The organism is Thermococcus sp. 21S7 (assembly GCF_012027615.1).
Classification (GTDB): domain Archaea; phylum Methanobacteriota_B; class Thermococci; order Thermococcales; family Thermococcaceae; genus Thermococcus.
Map to the genome: position 1 here is coordinate 1 of NZ_SNUT01000001.1, position 20,618 is coordinate 20,618.

At 56.6% G+C, this 20,618-nt stretch carries 10 protein-coding genes; 7 read left to right on the forward strand and 3 right to left on the reverse strand.

The window, feature by feature from the left end; all coding sequences use genetic code 11:
• Positions 1-60 precede the first annotated feature (60 nt).
• Complete coding sequence (locus tag E3E51_RS00005; protein WP_167911619.1) at positions 61-1,116, reverse strand: M20/M25/M40 family metallo-hydrolase; 1,056 nt, start codon at positions 1,114-1,116, stop codon at positions 61-63.
• 111 nt (positions 1,117-1,227) lie between these two features.
• Here E3E51_RS00005 and E3E51_RS00010 point away from each other — a divergent pair, with 111 nt between their 5' ends.
• The 3 genes from E3E51_RS00010 to E3E51_RS00020 all read left to right on the forward strand — a co-directional run bounded on the left by E3E51_RS00010 (position 1,228) and on the right by E3E51_RS00020 (position 3,787).
• Positions 1,228-2,610: a pentapeptide repeat-containing protein gene (locus E3E51_RS00010; protein ID WP_167911132.1), complete on the forward strand. Its 1,383-nt coding sequence runs from the start codon at positions 1,228-1,230 to the stop codon at positions 2,608-2,610.
• A 212-nt stretch (positions 2,611-2,822) separates the two neighbouring features.
• Positions 2,823-3,542 (forward strand): MBL fold metallo-hydrolase, encoded by a 720-nt coding sequence (locus E3E51_RS00015; protein WP_167911620.1) that lies wholly within the window; start codon positions 2,823-2,825, stop codon positions 3,540-3,542.
• Positions 3,542-3,787 (forward strand): DUF504 domain-containing protein, encoded by a 246-nt coding sequence (locus tag E3E51_RS00020; RefSeq protein WP_167911133.1) that lies wholly within the window; start codon positions 3,542-3,544, stop codon positions 3,785-3,787. The genes E3E51_RS00015 and E3E51_RS00020 overlap by 1 nt, the downstream gene beginning before the upstream one ends.
• On the opposite strand, the gene E3E51_RS00025 is transcribed toward E3E51_RS00020, so the two are convergent.
• On the reverse strand, positions 3,788-4,762 hold the full coding sequence (locus E3E51_RS00025) for a DUF835 domain-containing protein (RefSeq protein ID WP_167911134.1): 975 nt from the start codon (positions 4,760-4,762) through the stop codon (positions 3,788-3,790).
• A gap of 72 nt (positions 4,763-4,834) precedes the next feature.
• Here E3E51_RS00025 and E3E51_RS00030 point away from each other — a divergent pair, with 72 nt between their 5' ends.
• The 3 genes from E3E51_RS00030 (at position 4,835) to E3E51_RS00040 (ending at position 18,263) form a co-directional block, all read left to right on the forward strand.
• Positions 4,835-5,593: a YchF/TatD family DNA exonuclease gene (locus E3E51_RS00030; protein WP_167911135.1), complete on the forward strand. Its 759-nt coding sequence runs from the start codon at positions 4,835-4,837 to the stop codon at positions 5,591-5,593.
• An 11-nt stretch (positions 5,594-5,604) separates the two neighbouring features.
• Positions 5,605-5,901: a DUF3216 domain-containing protein gene (locus E3E51_RS00035; protein WP_167911136.1), complete on the forward strand. Its 297-nt coding sequence runs from the start codon at positions 5,605-5,607 to the stop codon at positions 5,899-5,901.
• A 227-nt stretch (positions 5,902-6,128) separates the two neighbouring features.
• A complete protein-coding gene (locus E3E51_RS00040; RefSeq protein WP_167911137.1) occupies positions 6,129-18,263 on the forward strand; it encodes a right-handed parallel beta-helix repeat-containing protein in 12,135 nt (4,044 codons plus the stop codon).
• A gap of 5 nt (positions 18,264-18,268) precedes the next feature.
• Here the strand turns inward: E3E51_RS00040 and E3E51_RS00045 are convergent, their stop codons facing one another.
• Positions 18,269-19,822: a dihydropteroate synthase-like protein gene (locus E3E51_RS00045; protein ID WP_167911138.1), complete on the reverse strand. Its 1,554-nt coding sequence runs from the start codon at positions 19,820-19,822 to the stop codon at positions 18,269-18,271.
• A gap of 61 nt (positions 19,823-19,883) precedes the next feature.
• Here E3E51_RS00045 and E3E51_RS00050 point away from each other — a divergent pair, with 61 nt between their 5' ends.
• The gene (locus E3E51_RS00050) at positions 19,884-20,606 is read left to right on the forward strand and encodes a DUF72 domain-containing protein (protein ID WP_167911621.1); all 723 of its coding nucleotides are present in this window, start codon (positions 19,884-19,886) and stop codon (positions 20,604-20,606) included.
• The last annotated feature ends 12 nt before the right edge of the window (positions 20,607-20,618 follow it).

The window sequence follows — 20,618 nt, forward strand, 5'->3', positions numbered from 1 at the left end:
CCAGTTACTGGTGGGGGGGTCCTGCTTAAAAAGGTTGGGTCAAGAGGGAAAAAGAAAAACTCACCCGCCCTTCCCGTAAATCTCGTTCAGGGCCTTCAAAAACTCGCTGGCAGTTACCACGTCTCTGACGTCGATGTGCTCGTTCTTGGTGTGCGATATGTCGAGGTTGCCCGGCCCGAAGACTATCGTCCTCGTTCCGTTGTACATGAAGTTTATCGCATCGGTCCAGCTCCTCATTCCGCCGAACTCGTCTATGTCCGTGACTTCCATGGCCTTCTTCGCCAGCTGGACGATTTCCTCATCCGGCTCAAGCTCGTAGCCGTCCCATATCTCGGTGTACTCGTACTTCAGCGTGTACTCGTCGAATATGGGGTCGAGCAGGTCGAGTATGTCCTCGACTTCCTGGTCGGGCAGGAGCCTCGCCTCAAGCCGGCCGCGGCAGAGGGCGGGGATGAGGTACACAGGGTTCTCGCAGACGAGCTCCTGGATGCCGATGTGGGGGTCGAAGTACTTGCCTTTGGCCTTGAAGGGTTCGAGCTTCTTCATCTCCTCAAGCATCTTATATGTCTCCTCTATGGCGTTGATGCCGCTCTCGGGGCAGGCACCGTGGGCTTCTTTGCCATCAACCTCGAAGTAGGCCTCGATGTTGCCGGCGTGGGCAACGTGGACTTCCAAGTCAGTCGGCTCCAGAACGACGGCCATCTTTGGTTTATACCGCTCCATGAAAAGGGCGCTTCCTCTCCCCCCATGTTCCTCGTCGCTGACGAAGACGATGCCGACGTTGAGGTCCTTTCCTTCCCTGCGGAGGTTCTCAAGCATGAGAAGGATTGCCGCTGCGCCACCCTTGATGTCGCTCGCACCGGTTCCGTAGACGATGTTGCCCCTCACGAAGGGCTCCGCGCGAATCGGTATCGTGTCGATGTGAACCTCGTAGAAGAGCTCCGCATCAGGGTTAACGACCAGGTCTATTATCTGTCCGTCGCTCTCGATGTGGACGTCGTAGTTCAGCTTGTGGAGGAACTCCATGATGTGGAGCATTATCCTGTCTTCCTCTCCTGAGGGGGAGGGTATCTTCAAAAGCTGAAGGAGTATCTCCTTCGCGCGCTCGGTTTTCATTTGGGTCACCTAATGGATGTTGGGGCGGGAGTTTATAAGTGCTCCCAAAGCATGACAACGCTCCGGGGATAAAATCTTTTAATTCTAAAATCATAACTTTTACGAGTTGAGATGGCTAAGTGTAAATTTAGACTTGAAGGTACAGACTGGGAGTGTCCACTGGATGCCATTCCGGGCGAGGACTACTGCTACTGGCACCTTCCAAAAGATGGGAAGGAGCCCACGAGAGAGCAGTTGGAGGAACTAAAAGTTAACGGGATTTTTGGGGTTTATTTAAAGGAGGCAAACCTGCGAGTGGCAAATCTCCAGGAGACAAACCTATGGAATGGGAATCTCAGGGGGATATGCCTAGAAGGTGCTGATCTCAAGAATGCAGACTTGTACAAGGCAGACCTCCACAGTGCGAACCTGCTGGGGGCAGATCTCCAGAATGCGTACCTGCTGGAGGTGGATCTCCGTAATGCAAACCTTTCTATGGCAAATCTTCAAAATACAAATCTTATGGGGGCACATATACAAAATGCAAATCTTTCCGTGGCAAATCTCCACAACACAGACTTGTATGGGGCGGACATCCAAAGAACGAATCTATTCGGAGTCATGCTCACTTCCCAAACTTCCCTCCAATATGCAGACTTAAGATACGCAAACCTCTACCTCTCCTACGTTGACAGGACTCTGACCTTGAGAGACGCAGAAATATTTGACGAAAAATATCGAAAGGAGATAAACGAACTCGTTGCCGATTTTTCAAAGAAAAGGTCTGTGATTGATTTCGAAGAACTTCAACAGGTTAATAAAGAACTTGCGCTCGACGCCTTCGACATCGGGGGTTGCTACGTACTCACGGGAATTCGGGTTATACCTTTTGATTCCAAGAAAGGCTTTCTGCTGAGTGAAAACAAAGATGATAAAATCCTGAAAATCGAAGGGAAACTAAGGAAGGTTTTCCAGGAAAAAGGAGATAAAATCCTCTATCTACCGGACAAAGAAACACTAAAAGACCTTTACGACGCCTCATACGAGGTCTACAACAAGCTCTACTACTTTTACATCCAGGCGGGCAAGCTTGAAGAGGCTCTAGAAATGCACTACCGGAGGAACGAAGTCCGGAGAAAGAAACGGCTCCTTGCAGGAGTTGGGAACAAAATACGGGCAGTTCTCTACGACTGGATCCTCATGAAGACCCTCACGGGCTACGGCGTTAAGGTTGAGAGACCCCTGATAGCGTCCTTAGCCACCATCGGGATTTTTACCCTGCTCTTCAAGCTCACGAACGGCATAGTGAAGGTGGTCGATGGAAAACCCATCAAACCGGGCTGGTTTGACTACCTCTACCACAGCGTGATAACCTTCACAAGCCTCGGCTACTCCAACATCCAGCCGAACCTGAACGGTCATCTGCCTCAGCTTCTGGTATCTGTGGAATCCTTCCTCGGCATTCTCATGATGTCTCTCTTCCTATACACAGTCACGTTTAGAATATCCAGGTAAATTCAGTGGAATTTCAACCTCGACCCCGTTTGACTTTTGTTCATTTGGCTAGAGCTGTTGCCCAAGTTGAGTGCAAGTGGAAAAAGAAACCAGCCAATATCTTATAAACCTCCCCCGCGTAAGTCGATAGGGCGATGAAGAGTTTAACCCCTCCCGACGGGTTATCCCGTATGAGGAGGCGGTCCCCCCTTGAGCCCCTTGGAGGTGAAAGCGTGAGGATAAGCTCCATCGAGGAGTTCCCAAGGGAGCTGGTGCCAGTTGAGATTCCTCCCCACACAACGATGCTGAGGGGCATAGGCTGGGACTCGAACGTCTACCTCGTGAGGGACGGGGGAGATGCCCTCGTAGTGGACACCGGCACCGGCGTTAACTGGCACGTCTACGCCGAGATCTGGGAGAGGGAAGGCCTCCTCAAGGGCGTTGAGAGGGTCACGATATTCAACACCCACGAGCACTTCGACCACGTGGGCGGGAACATGGCCCTGGCGGACTGGCTGAGGAGAAAAGGATTGACCGTCCTTTTCGCCGCCCACGAAACCACGGCGAAAACACTGGAGAATGGAGACGACTACGTGATTCTGGCCTATTCTTACGGGAGGAGGTTCGAACCGCAGAGGGTTGATCTCCACCTGGGGGAGGGCGATGCGCTCAAAGTCGGCTCGCTGGAGCTTGAGCTGATCCACACTCCCGGCCACACGGCTGGAAGTTCGTGTCTCTACCTGGACGATGGAGAGACGAGAATAATGTTTACGGGGGATACGGTCTTCAACGGCACGGTTGGCAGGACGGATTTGCCGACCGGAGACGGATGGAAGCTCCAGGAAAGCCTTGAAAGGCTCAGGGATTACGACGTTGACTTCGGCCTTCCTGGACACGGCTGGGTCATAAAGGAGTGGAGAGAAAACATCGACGAAATCCTGGGGTGGCTCTGATGCGGAAGGGTTCCGTGAAGGAGGTCCTGGCGAAGCTCAAGTACGACCCCAGGGAGGACGAGGAGGATTACTACGTCATCATAGAGCACCGCGGTGCCTACGGCGATGTCAAGAAAATCCCCGTTGGGATGATAGATCTTGGTCACGGCTACTTCTTCGTCGGGGACGCCCAGATACCGTACCACCGCATTCTGAAGGTCGTCAGAAAAGATGGGAAGGTAATATGGGAGACCAGAAAGCTCTGATCAGGAGACCTCCCTGAGCTCCGAGGTGAGGAGCGCCCACTCACGGGAGCTGAACGCGTCTTTAACTGCCGTGGCCAGGATGTAGCCGTCGTAGAGAAGCGCGCAGTCCTTGAGGTAAAGCACGACGTCCATCATGCTCTTGAAGCCGAGTTCAAGGGCGAAGTAGCTGAGGTTCTGAAGGAAAACCGCACCCTTTCCGCCGCTTTCAGATGTCTTGCCCAGAAATCTGCAGAACTTTCTCTTAAGCAGTGGAATCTCGTCGGGATGTATTGAACCATCGACCTCGGTTCTGGTTATCCACACCACGCTGATCTTGGCGCCCTCCAGCATTTCGAGGAATTTCTCGGGCTTTTCCCGTATGGCCACGGACAGCTCGACGCCGCTCTCCAGGAGGTCTATGAAAAAATACTTTGCCTTCAGCTCATCGGTGAAGATGTATCCTCCAGGTTCGAGCTTTTCGGGGGTTATCTCCTTCTCCTTAAGGGCGATAATGAGCTCGTACATTTTCCTGAGTGAATTGTAGTGATCCTCCTCCATCGCGGCCAGGTTGAGCGCGAACGCCCTCGTGTCTTCATCCTTGGCAACCCTTGCCAGGAGTTCGTAGGTTTTCTTGGCGAACAGCTCGCTTTCCATACAGTATTCAAGGGCAGAGACGTAGTCGTCGACGCTCTCAAACTCGGGGTAGAAGGGGGCCACCTCCACGGGAGGAGCCTCAACCTTCATCGGTTCCTCGCCGGGGTACATCTTCTTGAAGAGTCCGTACAGCCAGTCGTGGTGTCCCTTGCTTTCCTCGCTCATCTTGATAAACAGCGCCTTGATGCTGGCCCTCTTGGCCTTCTCAGCAAGTTTGGCGTAGTACTTCGCCTCCTCTTCCTCGTTAAAGATGGCGTAGCTCAAAAGTTCCTTCGGAGGCTTATCCTTAAGCGCCTCCACTATCTCGTCCATACCGACGGTGGAATCCTCCTCGTTTTCCATGGCACTTTGCCCTCCGGTGAGTAACCACTAAACAACGGAAAAGCTTTTCTATTCATCTAGGAATCGAGAAACATGCTCGATGCCCACGCCCATTTCGAGTTTTACAAAAAGGACACACATCGCATAGTAGAAGAGTGTAGGGGAGAGCTGAGGGCCGTCGTGGACTCTATAACAGAGTACAGAAAAGCCCACGTCTGGAAGAGCTGGGAGATGCTGAAGCCGTACTTTGGCTTCATTTTCCCCACCCTCGGATACCACCCGAACGAAGCGAGGCGGGGCAACTGGGAGAAGGTGAAACGGGTCGAGGAGTTCATCCTGGCACACAGGGACGAGATAGTGGCGGTGGGGGAAATAGGGCTCGACTACCACTACGCGGAAAACGAGGCTCAACGGGAGAACCAGAGGGCGATATTCAAACACTTCCTTGAGCTGGCCCTCGAACTGGGGCTTCCCGTGGTGATACACGCCCGCGAGGCCGAAAGGGAGGCCTTTGAGATGGTTCAGCGCGCGGGCGTTAGGGCGTACTTCCACTCCTTTGCGGGGAGCGTCGAGCTGGCCAGGGAGATAGCAGAAAACGGGCACCCCATAGGGATAAACACGGGGATAGTTTTCATCCCGGAGGTAATGGCGGCCGCGGAAGCGATTGAAGTCGAAAACATGCTGGTGGAAACGGACGCGCCCTACATGAGCCCTGTGAAGGGACAGAGGAACACTCCACGCAACGTCCGCGTTGCCATCGATGAGGTGGCAAAGCTTAAGGGCTTGGAGTTCGAGGAAGTCGAGAGGGCAACCGAGGGGAACGCCGTGAGGTTCTTTGGTCTGAAGCTTTAGGGGGTGTTGACGTGGACGTTCCCGAGATAGTGGAATTGAAGGAGCTGTGCAGGAGGCTCGGCGAAACGGACCTCGTTAATAGGATAGACTCATTCGTGGCACTCAACGAGGGGCTTGAGAGCAAGAAGGGGAAGGAGTTCATAGATGTCTCCATCCTCGGCTTCGCGGAGGGCGTTCTCGTTAGCCTAGCGAGGAGATATCCAAACGACGAAAGGGTGAGAAGCCTCCTTGAAAATGTCAGCAGAAAAAGGGCGGAGCTGGACGCCACATTTAGAAAACCGAAGCCACCGATTTTTGAAGGAACGTAACTGGGTCAAAATACACATTACTGGCCAGTACTGGGGAGAAAACGCCTATTGTAGCTTTTTTAACATTTTAGGGATTTACCAAAAGCTTATTATACTTTGAAAGCGTAGTTAGAGGCATGATACCGTAATGTAAGGAGAGCCTCGACTGCGGGCTCAAATATCCCCTATTTTAAATAACTTAATCACCCCGTCGCAGCCCCGGCTCTTCTTATTTGGAGGTGCAGGAGATGAAAAAGGGTACCCTCTTCCTAATCTACCTTTTAATTAGCTCTTACTTAAACGTGGGTTTCGTCGGCGTTTCTCATGTTGTCCAGGCTCAAGGGACGTACGTTTTTCAGGACGACTTCAACGATAACAGCCTCGATACGAGTAAATGGACGGAAGATGTTGTGGGGAGCGGAAACAGCTACACGGAGACAAACGGGGAGGCCCAGTTTGTCACCTTTGGACATCAGGGATTCGAAAACGGCCACGCATTTTTGCGGAGCTCGGTTTTTTCTGTGAGCAACTGGAGCAGCGTCACGTTTTCCGGGAGCTGGAAGTTCACCGATCCGGGAACGGCCGAGATGTGGTTCAGAATCTACGATGCCGACTCCGGAAAATATATCGGCGTGCGCTACATCAGCTGGCCGTCCGATAAGGTAACCTACGATAGGCCGGAAGGATCGATAACCGAGTACAGAACCATTCCCAGAGAGTACGTGGCCTTCAGGGTGGTTCTCTATAAAGACCGCTTTGAGTACTGGGAAGGAGGAAACCTGGTAAAAACCATACCAACGGCAGGGATGGGGAACACCACGAGCTTCCAGCTCGTCATAGGCGGCTGGGACTACTCGTCCCGTTACTCCCATATGTACTTTGACAACATAACCGCAGAATACGAGAGCGCGGCCCCACCAGGGGAGGGCATTGAAGTAACCATCATCTCGCCGGAGGAAAAGGTATACGACACCGCAACGATAGACCTGAACGTTACGGCCAACAAGCCGGTTGACGAGTGGCGATACTCCCTCAACGGCGGGAAGAACGTCACATTCGAGCCGAACACCACGATAACCGCCCAAAACGGAGAGAACCTCCTCGCGGTGTACGCCCTCGCCGGCGACGAGACAGGGATGGCCCGGGTGAACTTCTATGTGAACGCGAGTGAGAAAGACAAGACGCCGCCCGGGACCGTTAAAAACCTGGCCCACGAAGTTGGCTCGAACTACATCCACTGGACCTGGGACAACCCGGAGGACGAGGACTTCGAAACGGCGCTGATTTACGTGGACGGAAAATTCGAGGACGAGACGGACGAGGGCGAGTGGTGGCTCGACGAGCTTTCGCCAGGCGAAACTCACACGATTGGAATCCTCACGAGGGATTACTCAGGGAACGTTAACACCACGTGGGTAAACGACACCGCAACGACGCTCACCCCCGCCGAAACGGTTTACGTAAACGAGAGCGGCTGGTGGTATGAGGACGGAAAACTCAACCCCAGTGAGACGCCGCTCCAGGACGGAATAGAGAACGCGGTCGAAGGTGGAACCGTCGTAGTCCTCGCGGGAACGTATCCTGAGAGCGCGGAGATAGACAAACCCCTCACCGTGGAAACGAGCGAGAACGCCCGCGTCAGCGGCGACGGCTCCGAGTGGGCGAACGGAAGGAAGCCCATCTTCTACGTGGACTCCGACAACGTTACGCTGAGGGGATTCGTCATAGCCTCGTCGGTCTCGAACATCGGGGTCTTGGTGGACGGCGTCGAGAACTGTACCGTTGAAAACAACACGATTACGATAACCGAAACCGAGGATAGCGAGCGCTACGGAATCTATCTCAGCTACGGCGGAAGCAACGTTGTGGGTAACAACGACGTGAGCGTTTCGGGCTTCCAGGGTGTCGGGATTTACGTCTACGAGGAAGAGGGAGAAAGCTACGTCCACAACAACACCGTTGAGGTTATAGGGGACAGCGCCGACGGAATAGAGGTCTTCTACACCTCGGCACGGGTTTACGATAACACCGTCTCGATAGACGGGGTAAGCGAGAACGCTGGTTATGCCCTCTACCTCTACCTCGCGGGGGATTCATTTGTGGACAACAACGAACTGACGACCAACCTCTCCGAGACGAACGCCTGGGCAATAGCCGTCATCGGGGAGTTCAGGGGCTCGCTGAGCGGGAATCTGATAAACGGAATCCAGACCGAGATAGTCTGTCCCGAAAACTGTCTTGTGAGGGGCGTTTCTCCGGGGAACCGGCCGGCACCGCAGGAGGGCTACGGCGACGTTGGGGAGTACCTTGAGATAGACGCGGACAGCTGGCTCCATCTGGGGCTTTATTACGACGATTCGTCTCTTGATGGCCTCGTGGAGGACAGCCTTCAGATATGGCGCTTCAGCGAGGACTGGACGCTCGATGGAACGAGCGGGCACCACTTGGACACGAACAAGAACTTCGTCGAGGCCAACCTGACGCAGTTCAGCGTCTTCGCGCCGCTCGCTCAGGAGGAGAACGACGTCACCCCGCCGGTTCTCACATTCGTTGAGCCAACGCCAAAGGACGGCTCCCTGATCAAGGACTCCAGAGTGGTGATAAACGTCACCTCGAACGAGAACCTTTCCATGGCGACCCTTGAGTTCGACGGGGCAAACCACACGATGCTCGGCTCGGGGAAGAACTGGCACTACCAGATGGACGTTGCGGATGGTGTTCACGCCTTCAAGGTTTACGGCCAAGACCTGGCAGGGAACAACGGAACGAGCGAGAGTAGGGGCTTTGAAGTTGACACGAAGGCCCCGGAGTATTCAAACGTCGGTCAGGATGCGGAAGGCCTCACGCCGGGCGGAGAGGTTCACGTTCACGCCTTCTGGAGCGACCCCCATCTGGGCTCGGCGAGGCTCGGGACAAACGCCACCAACGGCGCGGCCTGGGAGTGGGTAGACGAGACCTTCTTTGAGGGAAGCGAGGGCTGGAGCAACTTCACGATTTCAACGGATGGTCTTGAGCCGGGCCTCTACTGCTGGGAAATAGCCGGCGCGGACCGCCTCGGCCATGAAAACACAACGCCAATGGAGTGCTTTACCGTTTACGCGCCTCCGGAAATAGTCTCGTACTCTCCCGAGAGCCCAGTCGAGAGCCACGTCGGCGATACCGTCGAATTCTCGGTAACCGCTGACCAGACCGTAAACGTCACCTGGTACCTCGACGGGGGCGTCGTGAAGACGGAGGAGAACGTTGAGACCTCCACCTACACGAACTCTGAAATAGGAGAAGGAGAACACAGCGTTAGGGCCGTCGTCGAGAACCCAAACGGCTCGGTGAGTCAGTTCTGGGCGTGGTACGTCTACCCGAGACCGAGCCTCGCCGTGAGCTTCGTGGAGCCGACGCCCGAGAACGGGGCGATGCTCAACGTGAGGAGGGTCATCATCAACGTCAGCTCCTCGCTCGACCTCGACGATGCTGTCCTTGAGTGGAACGGCGTCAACGAGAGCATGAGCGGTTCGGGAAGAAGCTGGTGGGCGCTGAAGGAAAACCTCACGGACGGAACCTACACCTTCCGCGTTTACGGCTCGGCCGACGGGGTTAGCAACGCCACGGAAGAAAGAACGGTGGAGATAGACGCAACGGCCCCAGAGTTCATCGAGTACGGCCAGAATAGGGGCGCGGTGACCGCTGGCGGCGATGTTGAGGTCTTCGCGAGGTGGGGCGATGCCCACCTTGACGGGGCAGTTTTGGCCACGAACGCGACCTTCGTGGACGGGGCTTTCGTATGGAGCGAGGTGCCGCTCCAAATCGCCGAGGGCTGGAGCAACGGGACGATAAGCACCGACGAAAACTTCGCCGGAAGGGTTTTCTGCTGGTACATCAGGGCGAACGACACCTTCGGGAACGAGAACGAGACGCCGGAGCTATGCTTCAGGGTCATCGAGCCGCTGAGGATAGTTTCATTCTCGCCCGAGGCTGAGGAAATCACCCTCAGGGAAAACGAAACGACGGCATTTTCCATAGCGCTCAACCAGGTGGCAAACGTCACGTGGGCCGTCAACGGGACGATCGTTCTGGAGGAAGAGGGGAACGGCTCGACCTACACAAACTCCAGCCTCGTCATCGGCCTCTGGAACGTCAGCGTGAGGGCCAAGAACGGGAACGGCGTTGCGGAGCACTGGTGGCTGATGCGCGTGAGTCCGTCTGAAAACAAGCCCCCCGAAATCCGGTTCATTCCCCCGACACCGGAGAACGGCTCCCTCGTAGGTTCGTGTACCATGACCATCGCGGTGAACGCGAGCGAAGAGCTGGACAAAGCGGTTCTTGAGTTCGACGGAACCAACTTCACGATGGAGGGCTCGGGCAGCGTCTGGAGCCTCACCGGCAAACTCTGCTCCTCCGACGGAAAGCACTTCTTCAGGGTTTACGGAACCGACCTCGGGAACAGCACCGGGGTGAGCGAGACCAGAGCCGTCGAGGTGGACTCAGCGCCGCCGGTCATCCGGTGGGTTCACGCCAACAACATGACCCGCTCCGAGATAGGAATCTTCACCGCGGAGAGGCTCTCCAACGCGTCCTTTGAGATAAACGTTACCGACAAGCACCCGATGAGCTATCAGGTCTACCTCAACCCCGAGCCCGGCCATCTGGAGCTTCTGGCACGGAGAGGACGCTACAGAAGCGGCGTTCCGTTTGGGTTCCCAGTCAGAACCGACGATGTGAGAGCCGACGTTTACCGCGTGGTCGTCTACGATGCCGCCCTCAACCATGCGGAGGTTATACTCCTTGTCCGCGTCGTGGACACGAGGGCACCGGGCCCGGTTGAGAACCTTGACGTCAGCACGAACAGCTCTGGGTTCACTGCCACCTGGAGGAACCCAAGTAACGACGACTTCGAGAGGGTCGAGCTGTACCTGGATCCCAAGGAGAAGGAGAACAAAAAGGGGGAGAGGGTAATCGACTGGAACTCCTCCCGCGTCGCCAACCTGAGCGGTGAACCCGGCCAGGAAATGAGGTTCTCGATGAACCTTGAACATGGGAGACACATCCTGTACGCGAGAACCTTCGACAGGTACGGAAACGGCGGAACTCCGGTGGAGGTTAGATTCACGGTACCCCTGCCCACGTTCGTGCTCTACTATGTCGAACCAACGCCGGGGAACGGAACGGTCCTTCCGGGCGAAGTCCAAGAGGTTACCGTGGCGGTGGCTTCGAGCGTCCAGCTGAAGGACTGTACCCTAAGCCTGAACGGAAAGAACGTCCCCATGAACGTTACCGGAACCATCTGTCGGACGAGGCTCAACATCATTCCCGGCGCCAAATACAACTTCTCGGTTTCTGCGGTGGACGTTTACTGGCGCAGAAGGGAAACGGCGGTCAGAACGTTCTCGGTGGAGAGGATGTGTTTTGTTGAGGGCGACAGGCTCAAACTGAACCCGCCGGACGAGGCGGACTCCCTCCGCTTCCAGGTAAACTTCACGTTCGTAACTAACAGCCTCGCAAAGACATACACCTACCGCGCCTCGGTCATGGGAGTGAGCGTCGAGAATGCCTTTGAGCCCGACATCGAGGTCGTGGACTTTAAGGATGTTAAGAACGACATCGAAGGACCATTCGGAGAGAGGGTAAAAAGGTTCTACGTTGTCAAGGGCCATTTCGTCGCGGACCTCTGGGAAATCCAAGACGCGGTTCTGAAGGGAGTGGAAGAAGGAAAGCCGGTGAGTCTGGAGATAACGGCCGTGGATGACTGCGGAAAACAGATTAAAGCGACGGGAGAGCTAACTGTCTGCAAAAATTCGGAGAAACCCGACCTCGTACTAAACATGGAAGACTTCTATTACCGGGACGAGGACGTCATGATGTCAGCCGAAGTGGCCAACGGAGTTCAAATTAGAGAATTCCACTACTCCATCAACGGCGGTTCATGGGTGGAGTTCAACGGAACCGCAAACCTGACGGGCCTGCTGAGGCCGGGTGAGAACTTCGTATCGGTCAGGGCGGCAAGTGAATGCGGACTGCGGACGGGAAAGACCGTAAAAGTCTTCCTTGGACCTCCAAGCGAGGGGGACTGGATTGTAAACGACAGCGAGGAGTGCCTCGGGCACGAGTTCAGCGTCAACGGAGGGCTTGTCATACAGGAAACCGGGAACCTGACACTGCGGGGCTGCAAAGTCCACCTCAACGGCGGCGTTCAGCTGGACGGTGCGCTGGGAGTCCTCGACGGCTCGCTGATAGGGAACGCGAGTGAGTTCTCCGGGGAGTTCGGAAAGATGGACGTGAGGGACTCGACCGTCGAGAACATTGGTGGGGGCACATTCGCCGAGGGAACCGCGGTCGTCAGAAACTCCGTACTTTCCGGCGAGTTCACCTTCGACTTCACGGAGCTTGACGTTGATTCCAGCAGTATCGACGGAGGCATTAAGGTGTTCGGAACCGTTGGTATCACCAACACCACGGTGACGGGCGGGAGCGGAATCACCCTCGCCGGATTTAACGAGGGCACCATCGAGAACGTCACGGTTCGGGACTGCGCCTACGGAATCCACCTCATAAACGACAACGGAAAGGACATGACCTTCAGGAACATCCTCGTTGAGAACCCGCGCGAGGCGGGGCTTTTCATGGAGCTCTCCCCAGGTTACTGGTTTAGAGAGGGGGTTTTCACAAACCTGACTGTGATCGGGGGAGAGGTGATAATAAACGGCGGGAGCGCGACCTTCGACCGCTCAAGGATAGAGCCGGGAGACGGCTACGCCGTGCTGGCGGATGCCGCCGGAAGGAGACTGACGTTTAAGAACTCCAGCGTGGGTGGAAAGGGAATCCTAGCCAGAAAGCTCGCGATCCTCTCGCTCCAGGACAGCAACCTAACGGGGGACATCACGGGAGAGGTTGGATGGATTAAGGTTCAGGTGAGTCATGGGGCAAGGGCGTCCCTCAGAGAGGGCGCGGCAGAGAATATACACGGCAGTGTCTGGGGTGTCCTGTCCGTTGTTGACTACAAGCTCAATGGTGGAGATGCGACGGTGTTCGGGGGCGGAACGCTCCGGGTGGAGGATGAAGACGGAATCCCCGCAACAGACCCCTCGGACGGGGACGCAAGCGTTCTGAGGAACATGAGGATCGATGAGATGTCCGTGGAGAAGGAGGCCCACATCGTCGTCCTCAACGCGAGGCTTGAGAACACAACCATCGTAGCGGATTCCAAGTGGTTCCTGATACGCGGGAGCGTGGTCAACGGCAGGCTCAGCCTCAACACGGGCGACGAATCCCTGAGCGGGGGCCTTACTGAAACGCCGGCATTCGGCTCGACGACGGACTGGTACTACACCACCGAACCGCTTCCCGAAAACTGGTACTACTCCCAGGACACGACTGGCATGACCGAAAGCGATGCCCCGTTCGTTGCCTACTCCTCGACGGTACCCAGCGGGTGGGGCTGGGGAACGATCCTCGGAGAGTTTGCCACCCTCTATCTTAAGAAAACCTTCACCGTGGAGGAGCTTCCAACTGAGGCGGTTCTCATCTACTCCGCCGTAGGGACGGTGGAAATATACGTGAACGGGCGGAAGGTCGTCGATGATCAGAGGGTCGGCGGGATGTCGTTCAGTGGAATGAGGCTCCACGGGGTGCCGCACTCCAAGAGCGCTGACGTTGCCCCGTACCTCGTGCCAGGCAGGAACCTGATAACGGTTTGCGTAGAGCTTCCATCAACCTACCCCTACCAGTATCTCGGGGCCTTCAGGGCTTCCCTAACCCTAAAAAGCGGCCTCTCGGCGATAACCGACAGCGTTTTGAATGGAGAGGTCAGCGGGTACGGCACGAGGGCACTCCTCGCCAGGGACGAGGTTCACGCCAGGCTGAGCTTCGGCTACGTCTCATGGGTCACCATATCTGACTCAAGGGTTCACGGCACGGTGGATGGGGTTGGTAGGATCAGACTCCTCAACAGCGAGCTGATAGGCAACGGAAGCGGAACGGGGCTTAAGATGACCGACTACGGGGTAATATCGGTCGAAAACTCCAGGATACACGGCTTCGGGTACGGGATAATGGGAGCGAGTAAGGTAAACGTGACGGAAAGTGAAATCTACGACAACGACGTCGGAATCCGTCTGCGGAGCGCGAAGATTCTCGTCAAGGACTCGTACGTCAGGGACAACGGCGTTGGCATAGAGGTCTGCAACATCACAGGCAGGATAGAGAACAACGTGATTTACGGAAACGGCGTCGGGATAGCAGTGAACGCCGGCGAGAACATCTACATGAGGGTCAACAGGCTCTCCATGACTCACGATACTGTGGTTGGGAACTCGCTTGGAATTCGCTTCGATGGAAACTACAGCTCCGGCTACGTGAGCGTCACCGAGAGTCTGATACAGAACAACGACCTCGGCCTGCTCCTCAACTCTACGCTGACGCCGGAGGTGCGCTTGGACTCGCTGGTGAACTACAGGGACGTGCTGATAGAGAGTCGCTTCTCCCCGACACTCCGGGACATAGACTGGGGAGGGACGGAACCGGTAATGGTGCTCAGCTATCCCGAGGGGTTCATGTACACGTACGACGGTGAAGTCAGGGATGACTACGACATCCTCGCAAGGAACTGGAAGCCGGTAATCCTCCTCAACTCCACGGAAATCGGGGAGGACTGGGGCTCCAGCCTGCTCTCGGCATCACTGAGGGTGTACCCCCTCGAAAACGGCTCAGTCAAGGGCGTTGTGACCCTCGCAGGGAGGGCCGTATCGAGGGACGGCCTCTCGAAGGTCGTCTATTCTCTGGAGCGGAAAGGACGGGTGGAGACCCTCACGGAGGTGAACGTCGGCTCTGAAACCTACGACAACTACGTGCTCCTCGACACACAGGGGATGAACCTGACAGGCCAGGGGGTGCTGAGGTTTACGGCGGTCGATTCCACAGGCAAAACCCTCACTGGCGCCGTGAGCGTGTACTTCGCCAACGCGGAGATCGTGATAGAGAACGTGAGCGTCGATAACGCCACCAACATCTACAGCCTCTACCAGGTTAGCTACGAGTCCAGTGATACGAGTTCCTGGGACACGAGCCTAAACAGGGGCAGATACGCCAACGTCACCGTCGTGCTGAGGAACACCGGGCTGATAAACGGAAGTGCGAGGGTTGTGCTCGACCTGCCGGAGTACGTCGAGAGACACACTGGAAGGATCGAGGGCCTCGCCTACCTGCCGCCCAACGGCTCGCTGGCCCTGGAGTTCCCGGTGCCGATAGTGGAGTACGACATGGGGACCCTGACGTGGGACGTTCTGCCCGATGAACTCCCGGACGTGGGTAGATTCACGGCGTGGGTCAGGCTCTACGACGCGGACAACGTGCTGAGGGAAGAGATACCGGTTAAGGTGGGCTTCACCCTCGGGCCGGTTTTCGAAATAACCTACTACACCATGTACCCGTACTCCAGGGCGTACTGCGAGAGCTACCCGAACTTCTGCCACAACAGCCCGCCCTACGACGGGGACGGCGACGATACGGTTGAGGCAGCAGAGAGTCACCACTTCGACCTGGGCTATGAGAACGTCGGGGACGAAGACGCAAACGTAACCAAGATAATGTTCAAAGAAAACATTCCCGAGAGGGATAAGGGAACAAAGGCCCTCAAGAGCCACAGTACGGAGATATACCCAGACCCGCTATACCTCACCCACCGCCGTTCTTATCCCCTCTGTACCGCCCTAATTGATGTCAGCCAAGGCTCCTTCAACCTGCTCGGAAGCGCCCCGGTTGGGGTTGGGAAGATGGGAATGGACCTCTTCATAGGATGGTGGCTGGATCTGCCGCCCGAGGTGATACCACCAGTCAACTTCACCGGACAGTACCTCACCAACGCCTGGTTCTTCTACACCGGCGAGGATGGGAGGAGCTACTACACCCCAAGCCTGAACTACAAAAAACAGCCTGTGAAAGCTCTGAACAAGACGTTCGTGCCCCAGACGGTGAAAATGAATCCAATAGACCTCAACGTGATGGCAGTCAAGGATGGAAGGACCTATGTCACCATGCACAACACCAACGGGAACGTGTACTACGACTACTTCGTCCAGGGCTCCTACGGGCCCGGCGAGGGCTTCCGGTGGTACCACTTCATGCCGCCGGACTTCACCATGAAGGCGATAGCGGATAACAGCCTCCAGCCCAGCAAGACGATACCCCACTACAGAATCATGGTCGGTTTCAGGCCCTCGATGACGGGGAACCTGCTCAAGTGGTTCGCGTCCACGCTGAACGCCGTTCTCGGAGTGCTCGGCATTGACGTTCCGGCGGAGACCCTCACGCTCGCCCTCGCGCACACACTGATCAAGGTGGTGAACCTGGCCGAGACCATAGACTTCCAGACGGATTCCGAGAGCTTCGAGTCGATAAACGCCAGCGCCCGCAGGAGCGAGGTAGACGCTGCCCTTATAGCCAGCAACGAGACGGTGATAGCGCCGGTGGGCATAGACACCTTCGCCAGGCTGGAGGAGAACTACGGCATGGACAGGGAGTACTACGTCAACCTGGAGAACCTGGACGAACTGCCCGTGTCACAGCAGGCTCAGGTGGCCGGGAAGTTCGCAAAGGCGATAGCGCTGGACGAGGACCTTCAGATACTCCTCCTGGAGACGATAATAGAGGTAAGCGACATGGACCTCTACTACAACCTTGCCAAAATAGCGAAGGGCGTGTACAGCGAAAACCCAGAAGAGATAACCGGCGCCGGCGGAGCAATAGGCATGGCCGCGCTGAAGAAGGCTTTGAAGGAGGCCGCCAAGGAAGCAGTGCTTGAGGAAGTGAAGAAGACGAGCTACTACAAGAGCCTGACCCCGGAGGAGCAGAAAGCATACAAGGACAAGGTCGGCAAGGGCATCGGGGCGGTGATAGCGTACTCCTTTGACATGTCCCAGTTCGTGACCTACGTAGTCCTCGCGCCCATCCCGGGAATCAAAACGATATACGTTCTAGACCCGCCGGGCAACTTCACCGTGCACCCTGAAGAATCCAACGTGACGGTGCTGGGAGGAGGGGCCGTTGGAGTCGGCAGGGGAAGCGTCTCGCTCTCCCTGGGAGATGTGGACGTTTACCGGGCCGCCTACGTCGCCTCGACCGAGAGCCTGCCGATAGGTGCACTCTTCAACGGAACCCTGCTCTGGATGAGGACCAGTGTGGAAGGCAGGAGAAACGGCGAGATGGTCGGGAACGTGACGATAACCATGAGGCCAACTGCCGAGAGTGCAGGCCACCTCCTGGCGGCGTTCCGGGATGATAGCATGGTGGAGACACTCCTCGGGGGCTACTTCGCCGAGAAACCACTCTGGAACGTTTCCATGGACGGGGGCACGGTCATCATCACCGCCTCCGGAATCCTGAACGCCCAGCCGTACGAGGAGGAAACAAGCATCGAGGTCTTCACGAACGCGAACGTAACCCTCGCCAACGTAACCCGCGTCGGCCGCTACGGAAACGTCATCGAGATAATGCCCTCCTTCGTCCCCCTAAACTTAACCGAATTCAACGTAACCGGAAACGCTTCGGTGGGGGTTTCGGAGGACGTCATAACCGTCGTCAGGGGCAGGGTTGGAACCCCGGAAATCGATGCGGCGCCGCTGAAGCTCAATCGGGGAGAGCGGATAACCCTAACCGTCCCCGCGGAATGCGCCGTTGAATGGAGGTTCGACGGAGAAACCGGACGGGGCATCTTCGTCCCAACAGAGGGGGCCGAACCCGGGAACCACACGCTCGAAGTCACCTGCCTCATAGGAAACCTCAGCGCGTCGAGGAACTTCACCGTTGAGATAGCCCGGCCACAGGCGGTCGTGAGAAAGACCTCCGGGGCCCTCGTGGAGGGGTCGGGATTCGTCGTGCTTGAGTTCGGAACCGACCTCCAGATGATTTCCCTCGTCGCTCCGGAGGAGCTGAAGGGTGTCGTGGCGGTGTCGCAGAATCCAGGCGGGATGGTGGATGGCTACCTCGTGTACTCGACCTTCAACGTCACCCATCCCGGGAACTGGAGCGTGGAGAACGTCACCCTGTACTTCAGGGTGCCGAGGAAGTGGTTCGGGGAGAACAACGTCAGCCCCAAGGAACTGGTTCTCCTCCGCCGCGAGGGCGGCTGGGCAGAGTACCGGCCGGTTCTGGAGTACGGGGACGGTGAATACCTCCACTACCACGCCAGTGTCCCAGCCCTCTCGGTCTTCGCCGTTGCGGGGAAGGTCAAGGCGGGAGAGCAGGGGACCGAAGAAACGGAAACGATGTCTGAAAAGCCCCCGGAGACCCAAAGCACAACCCCCTCCGGAGGCGAAAGCGGAAGCAGCGCCGTTTATTACCTTGCCGGCGCCCTGCTGCTTCTGCTGGTGGCTATCTACCTCTACAGAAGGCGCTGAGGCGCCTATTTTTCTTTCTGGTTTTGGGAGTAGAAATCCGGGAAGAGTTCAACCTCCTGGACGTAGCTCCTCCTCAGCTTCAACGCAGTATATGCCCTCTCAAGCTCCCTGCCGAGGTAGAAGGCGTGCCTCGGCGAAATCTCGAAGCGCTCAAGAATTGTGTCGATTATCGCGTTCGGATCGTCACCCACTATCGTGAGAACGGCCTCCGTTCCGCGGTGGGCGTTGACCCATATTTTGCCGTCCTCCACCCAGATTCGGAAGTAGACCGGTTCGAGCTCGACCGGCTTCTCTTCGGCCGCGATTATTTCTTCCGCAGGTTTAAACCGCCAGTCCGCGGCCCTCTTCTCCTTCAGGAGAAGCAGGTCGAAGCCTAAATCCTTCGGGGCCTCGAAGAGGTTCATATCTATTGCTTGCCTCAGCTCCCTGAGGGAGCCCCTCGCTTTCGCGCTCGTCTCGGTTGTTAGGAGAAGGTTTATCGAGAGTTCCTTAGCAATCCCGGCGAGCAGTGCGTTCATCCCGACGCTGTCCGCGTCGTAAAGTTCAACCACGTTGCCGACTCCTGCCAGAAGAACGTCGTCCGGGTTCCTCTCGCGGTAGAGGTGGAAGGCCGTAAGGGAGCGCGCTAAGTGGGGAACCTGCTCCAGAATCAGGTCGGGAATTACCGTTCCGTAGCCCAAATCGAGGGCCCTCTCCCTGAGGTTTTCAAGGAACTCGACCCTCTCCGACGGTCTGACCGGGAAGAAGCCTCTCTTCTGGTTGGTCGGGATTAAAACGACGGGCTTTTCCGTCACGAGCCCCTCAAGGTTGCCCTCATCAACGCTCAGGAAGAGGTCCGCGTAACTCAAAGCTTTCTCAATTTCCTCCGTGTTGAGGGAGTCGAAGCTTATCGGGACGTTGAAGCCTTCCTCCCTAAGCCTCTCGCGGATTTCGGGAATCAGCTCGATGAAATCGAGGTTCGTCTCGCCGGCGACCATGCCGATGTCGATTATATCGGCCCCCTCGCGGAGATAGTAGAGGGCCTTCTCGACGGTCTTTTCAACCCCGAGCCTCGGGGCATCCACCACCTCTCCCAGAATCCTCGCCGGGAAGTCCCTTCCCGCGGGAAGGTTGCCGATGAGGACGTTCCAGGGCTTTTTAAGGGCCTTTTCGATGTAGCGCCGGTTTTTGGTCTTATTCCTGATGTCCTCGACCCGATTTAGTCCGTTGATGGAGAAGAGGTCGTCGGCCGGCCGCTCCTTGCTCAGCTTGAAGCCCTCCTTTATTGCCCTCAAAACGACAGGCAGATCCATCGCATTCCTCGGGCCTTTGAAGGCCGGAATTCCGATTTCATCCTCGATGAGCTGAGCGGAACCCCTAACGAGGCCGGGAATCAAAATCAGGTCGTAGTCCCCACCCTTCACGCCCGCCTTTTTCAGGTAGCGGACTATCATCTCGGGAGTCAGGAAAGCGGCAACGCTGACCGGCGTAACGAAGACGCCGCAGCCTTCGCCGTACTTCTTCACTATGGGTTCAGCGAGTTTCCCTGTGACGAGGAGGATTCTCCCTGGCGGCTTCATGGGTTGGAATTGGCCCCGAAAGTATTTAGGCTTTTGGAAGAAAAGAGAAACGGTGACGGAAGTGATTCACGTCGGAACCTGCGGCTTCTGCGAGAGCCACGCGAGGTACTACCAAGACTTCGACGCGATAGAGGTGCAGCAGACCTTCTACCGGATACTCCAGGAGAAGACGCTCGAACGCTGGCGGAAGGAAGCTCCCGGGGGCTTCACCTTCGCCATCAAGGCCTTTCAGGGCGTGACGCACCCGCCAAACAGCCCGACGTGGCGCAGGAGCAACGTGAAGCCCGGGAAGGAGGTAGGCCTTCTCAGGCCAACGAGCGAGGTGCTCCACTTCTGGCGTTTGACGCTGAGGGAGGCTGAGATTCTGGGAGCCAGGTTCATCCTAATCCAGCTGCCGAAGAGCTTCAGGGAGAGGGAGGAGAGCTTCGCCAACGCCGAGCGCTTCTTTGAGATGGCGGAGCGGGGAGACTTTGAGATAGCGGTCGAGCTGAGGGGCTGGAGCGAGGAAGGGATAAAACGCTTCGTGAGGGAGTTCAAGGTCATAGACGCCACCGACCCCCTCGTGAGAATCCCGCTCCACAGCGGGGAGACGAACTACTACCGCCTGCACGGGCACTACGAGAACGGGCGGATAATCTACAGGCACACCTACAGCGACGAGGAGCTGAAAAAGATAACGGAGAGGGTCCTCGGCTGGAACCGCGGGGAGAGCTTCGTCTTCTTCAACAACTCTGACATGTGCAGGGACGCGAGGAGGCTCAGGGCGATGATGAAAGAGGTGTGAAGCTTCGATAAG

Coding starts and splice junctions, on each gene's coding strand:
- E3E51_RS00020 (WP_167911133.1), top strand. CDS start 3,542: ATGCGGAAGGGTTCCGTGAAGGAGGTCCTGGCGAAGCTCAAGTACGAC.
- E3E51_RS00005 (WP_167911619.1), bottom strand. CDS start 1,116: ATGAAAACCGAGCGCGCGAAGGAGATACTCCTTCAGCTTTTGAAGATA.
- E3E51_RS00045 (WP_167911138.1), bottom strand. CDS start 19,822: ATGAAGCCGCCAGGGAGAATCCTCCTCGTCACAGGGAAACTCGCTGAA.
- E3E51_RS00025 (WP_167911134.1), bottom strand. CDS start 4,762: ATGGAAAACGAGGAGGATTCCACCGTCGGTATGGACGAGATAGTGGAG.
- E3E51_RS00040 (WP_167911137.1), top strand. CDS start 6,129: ATGAAAAAGGGTACCCTCTTCCTAATCTACCTTTTAATTAGCTCTTAC.
- E3E51_RS00010 (WP_167911132.1), top strand. CDS start 1,228: ATGGCTAAGTGTAAATTTAGACTTGAAGGTACAGACTGGGAGTGTCCA.
- E3E51_RS00030 (WP_167911135.1), top strand. CDS start 4,835: ATGCTCGATGCCCACGCCCATTTCGAGTTTTACAAAAAGGACACACAT.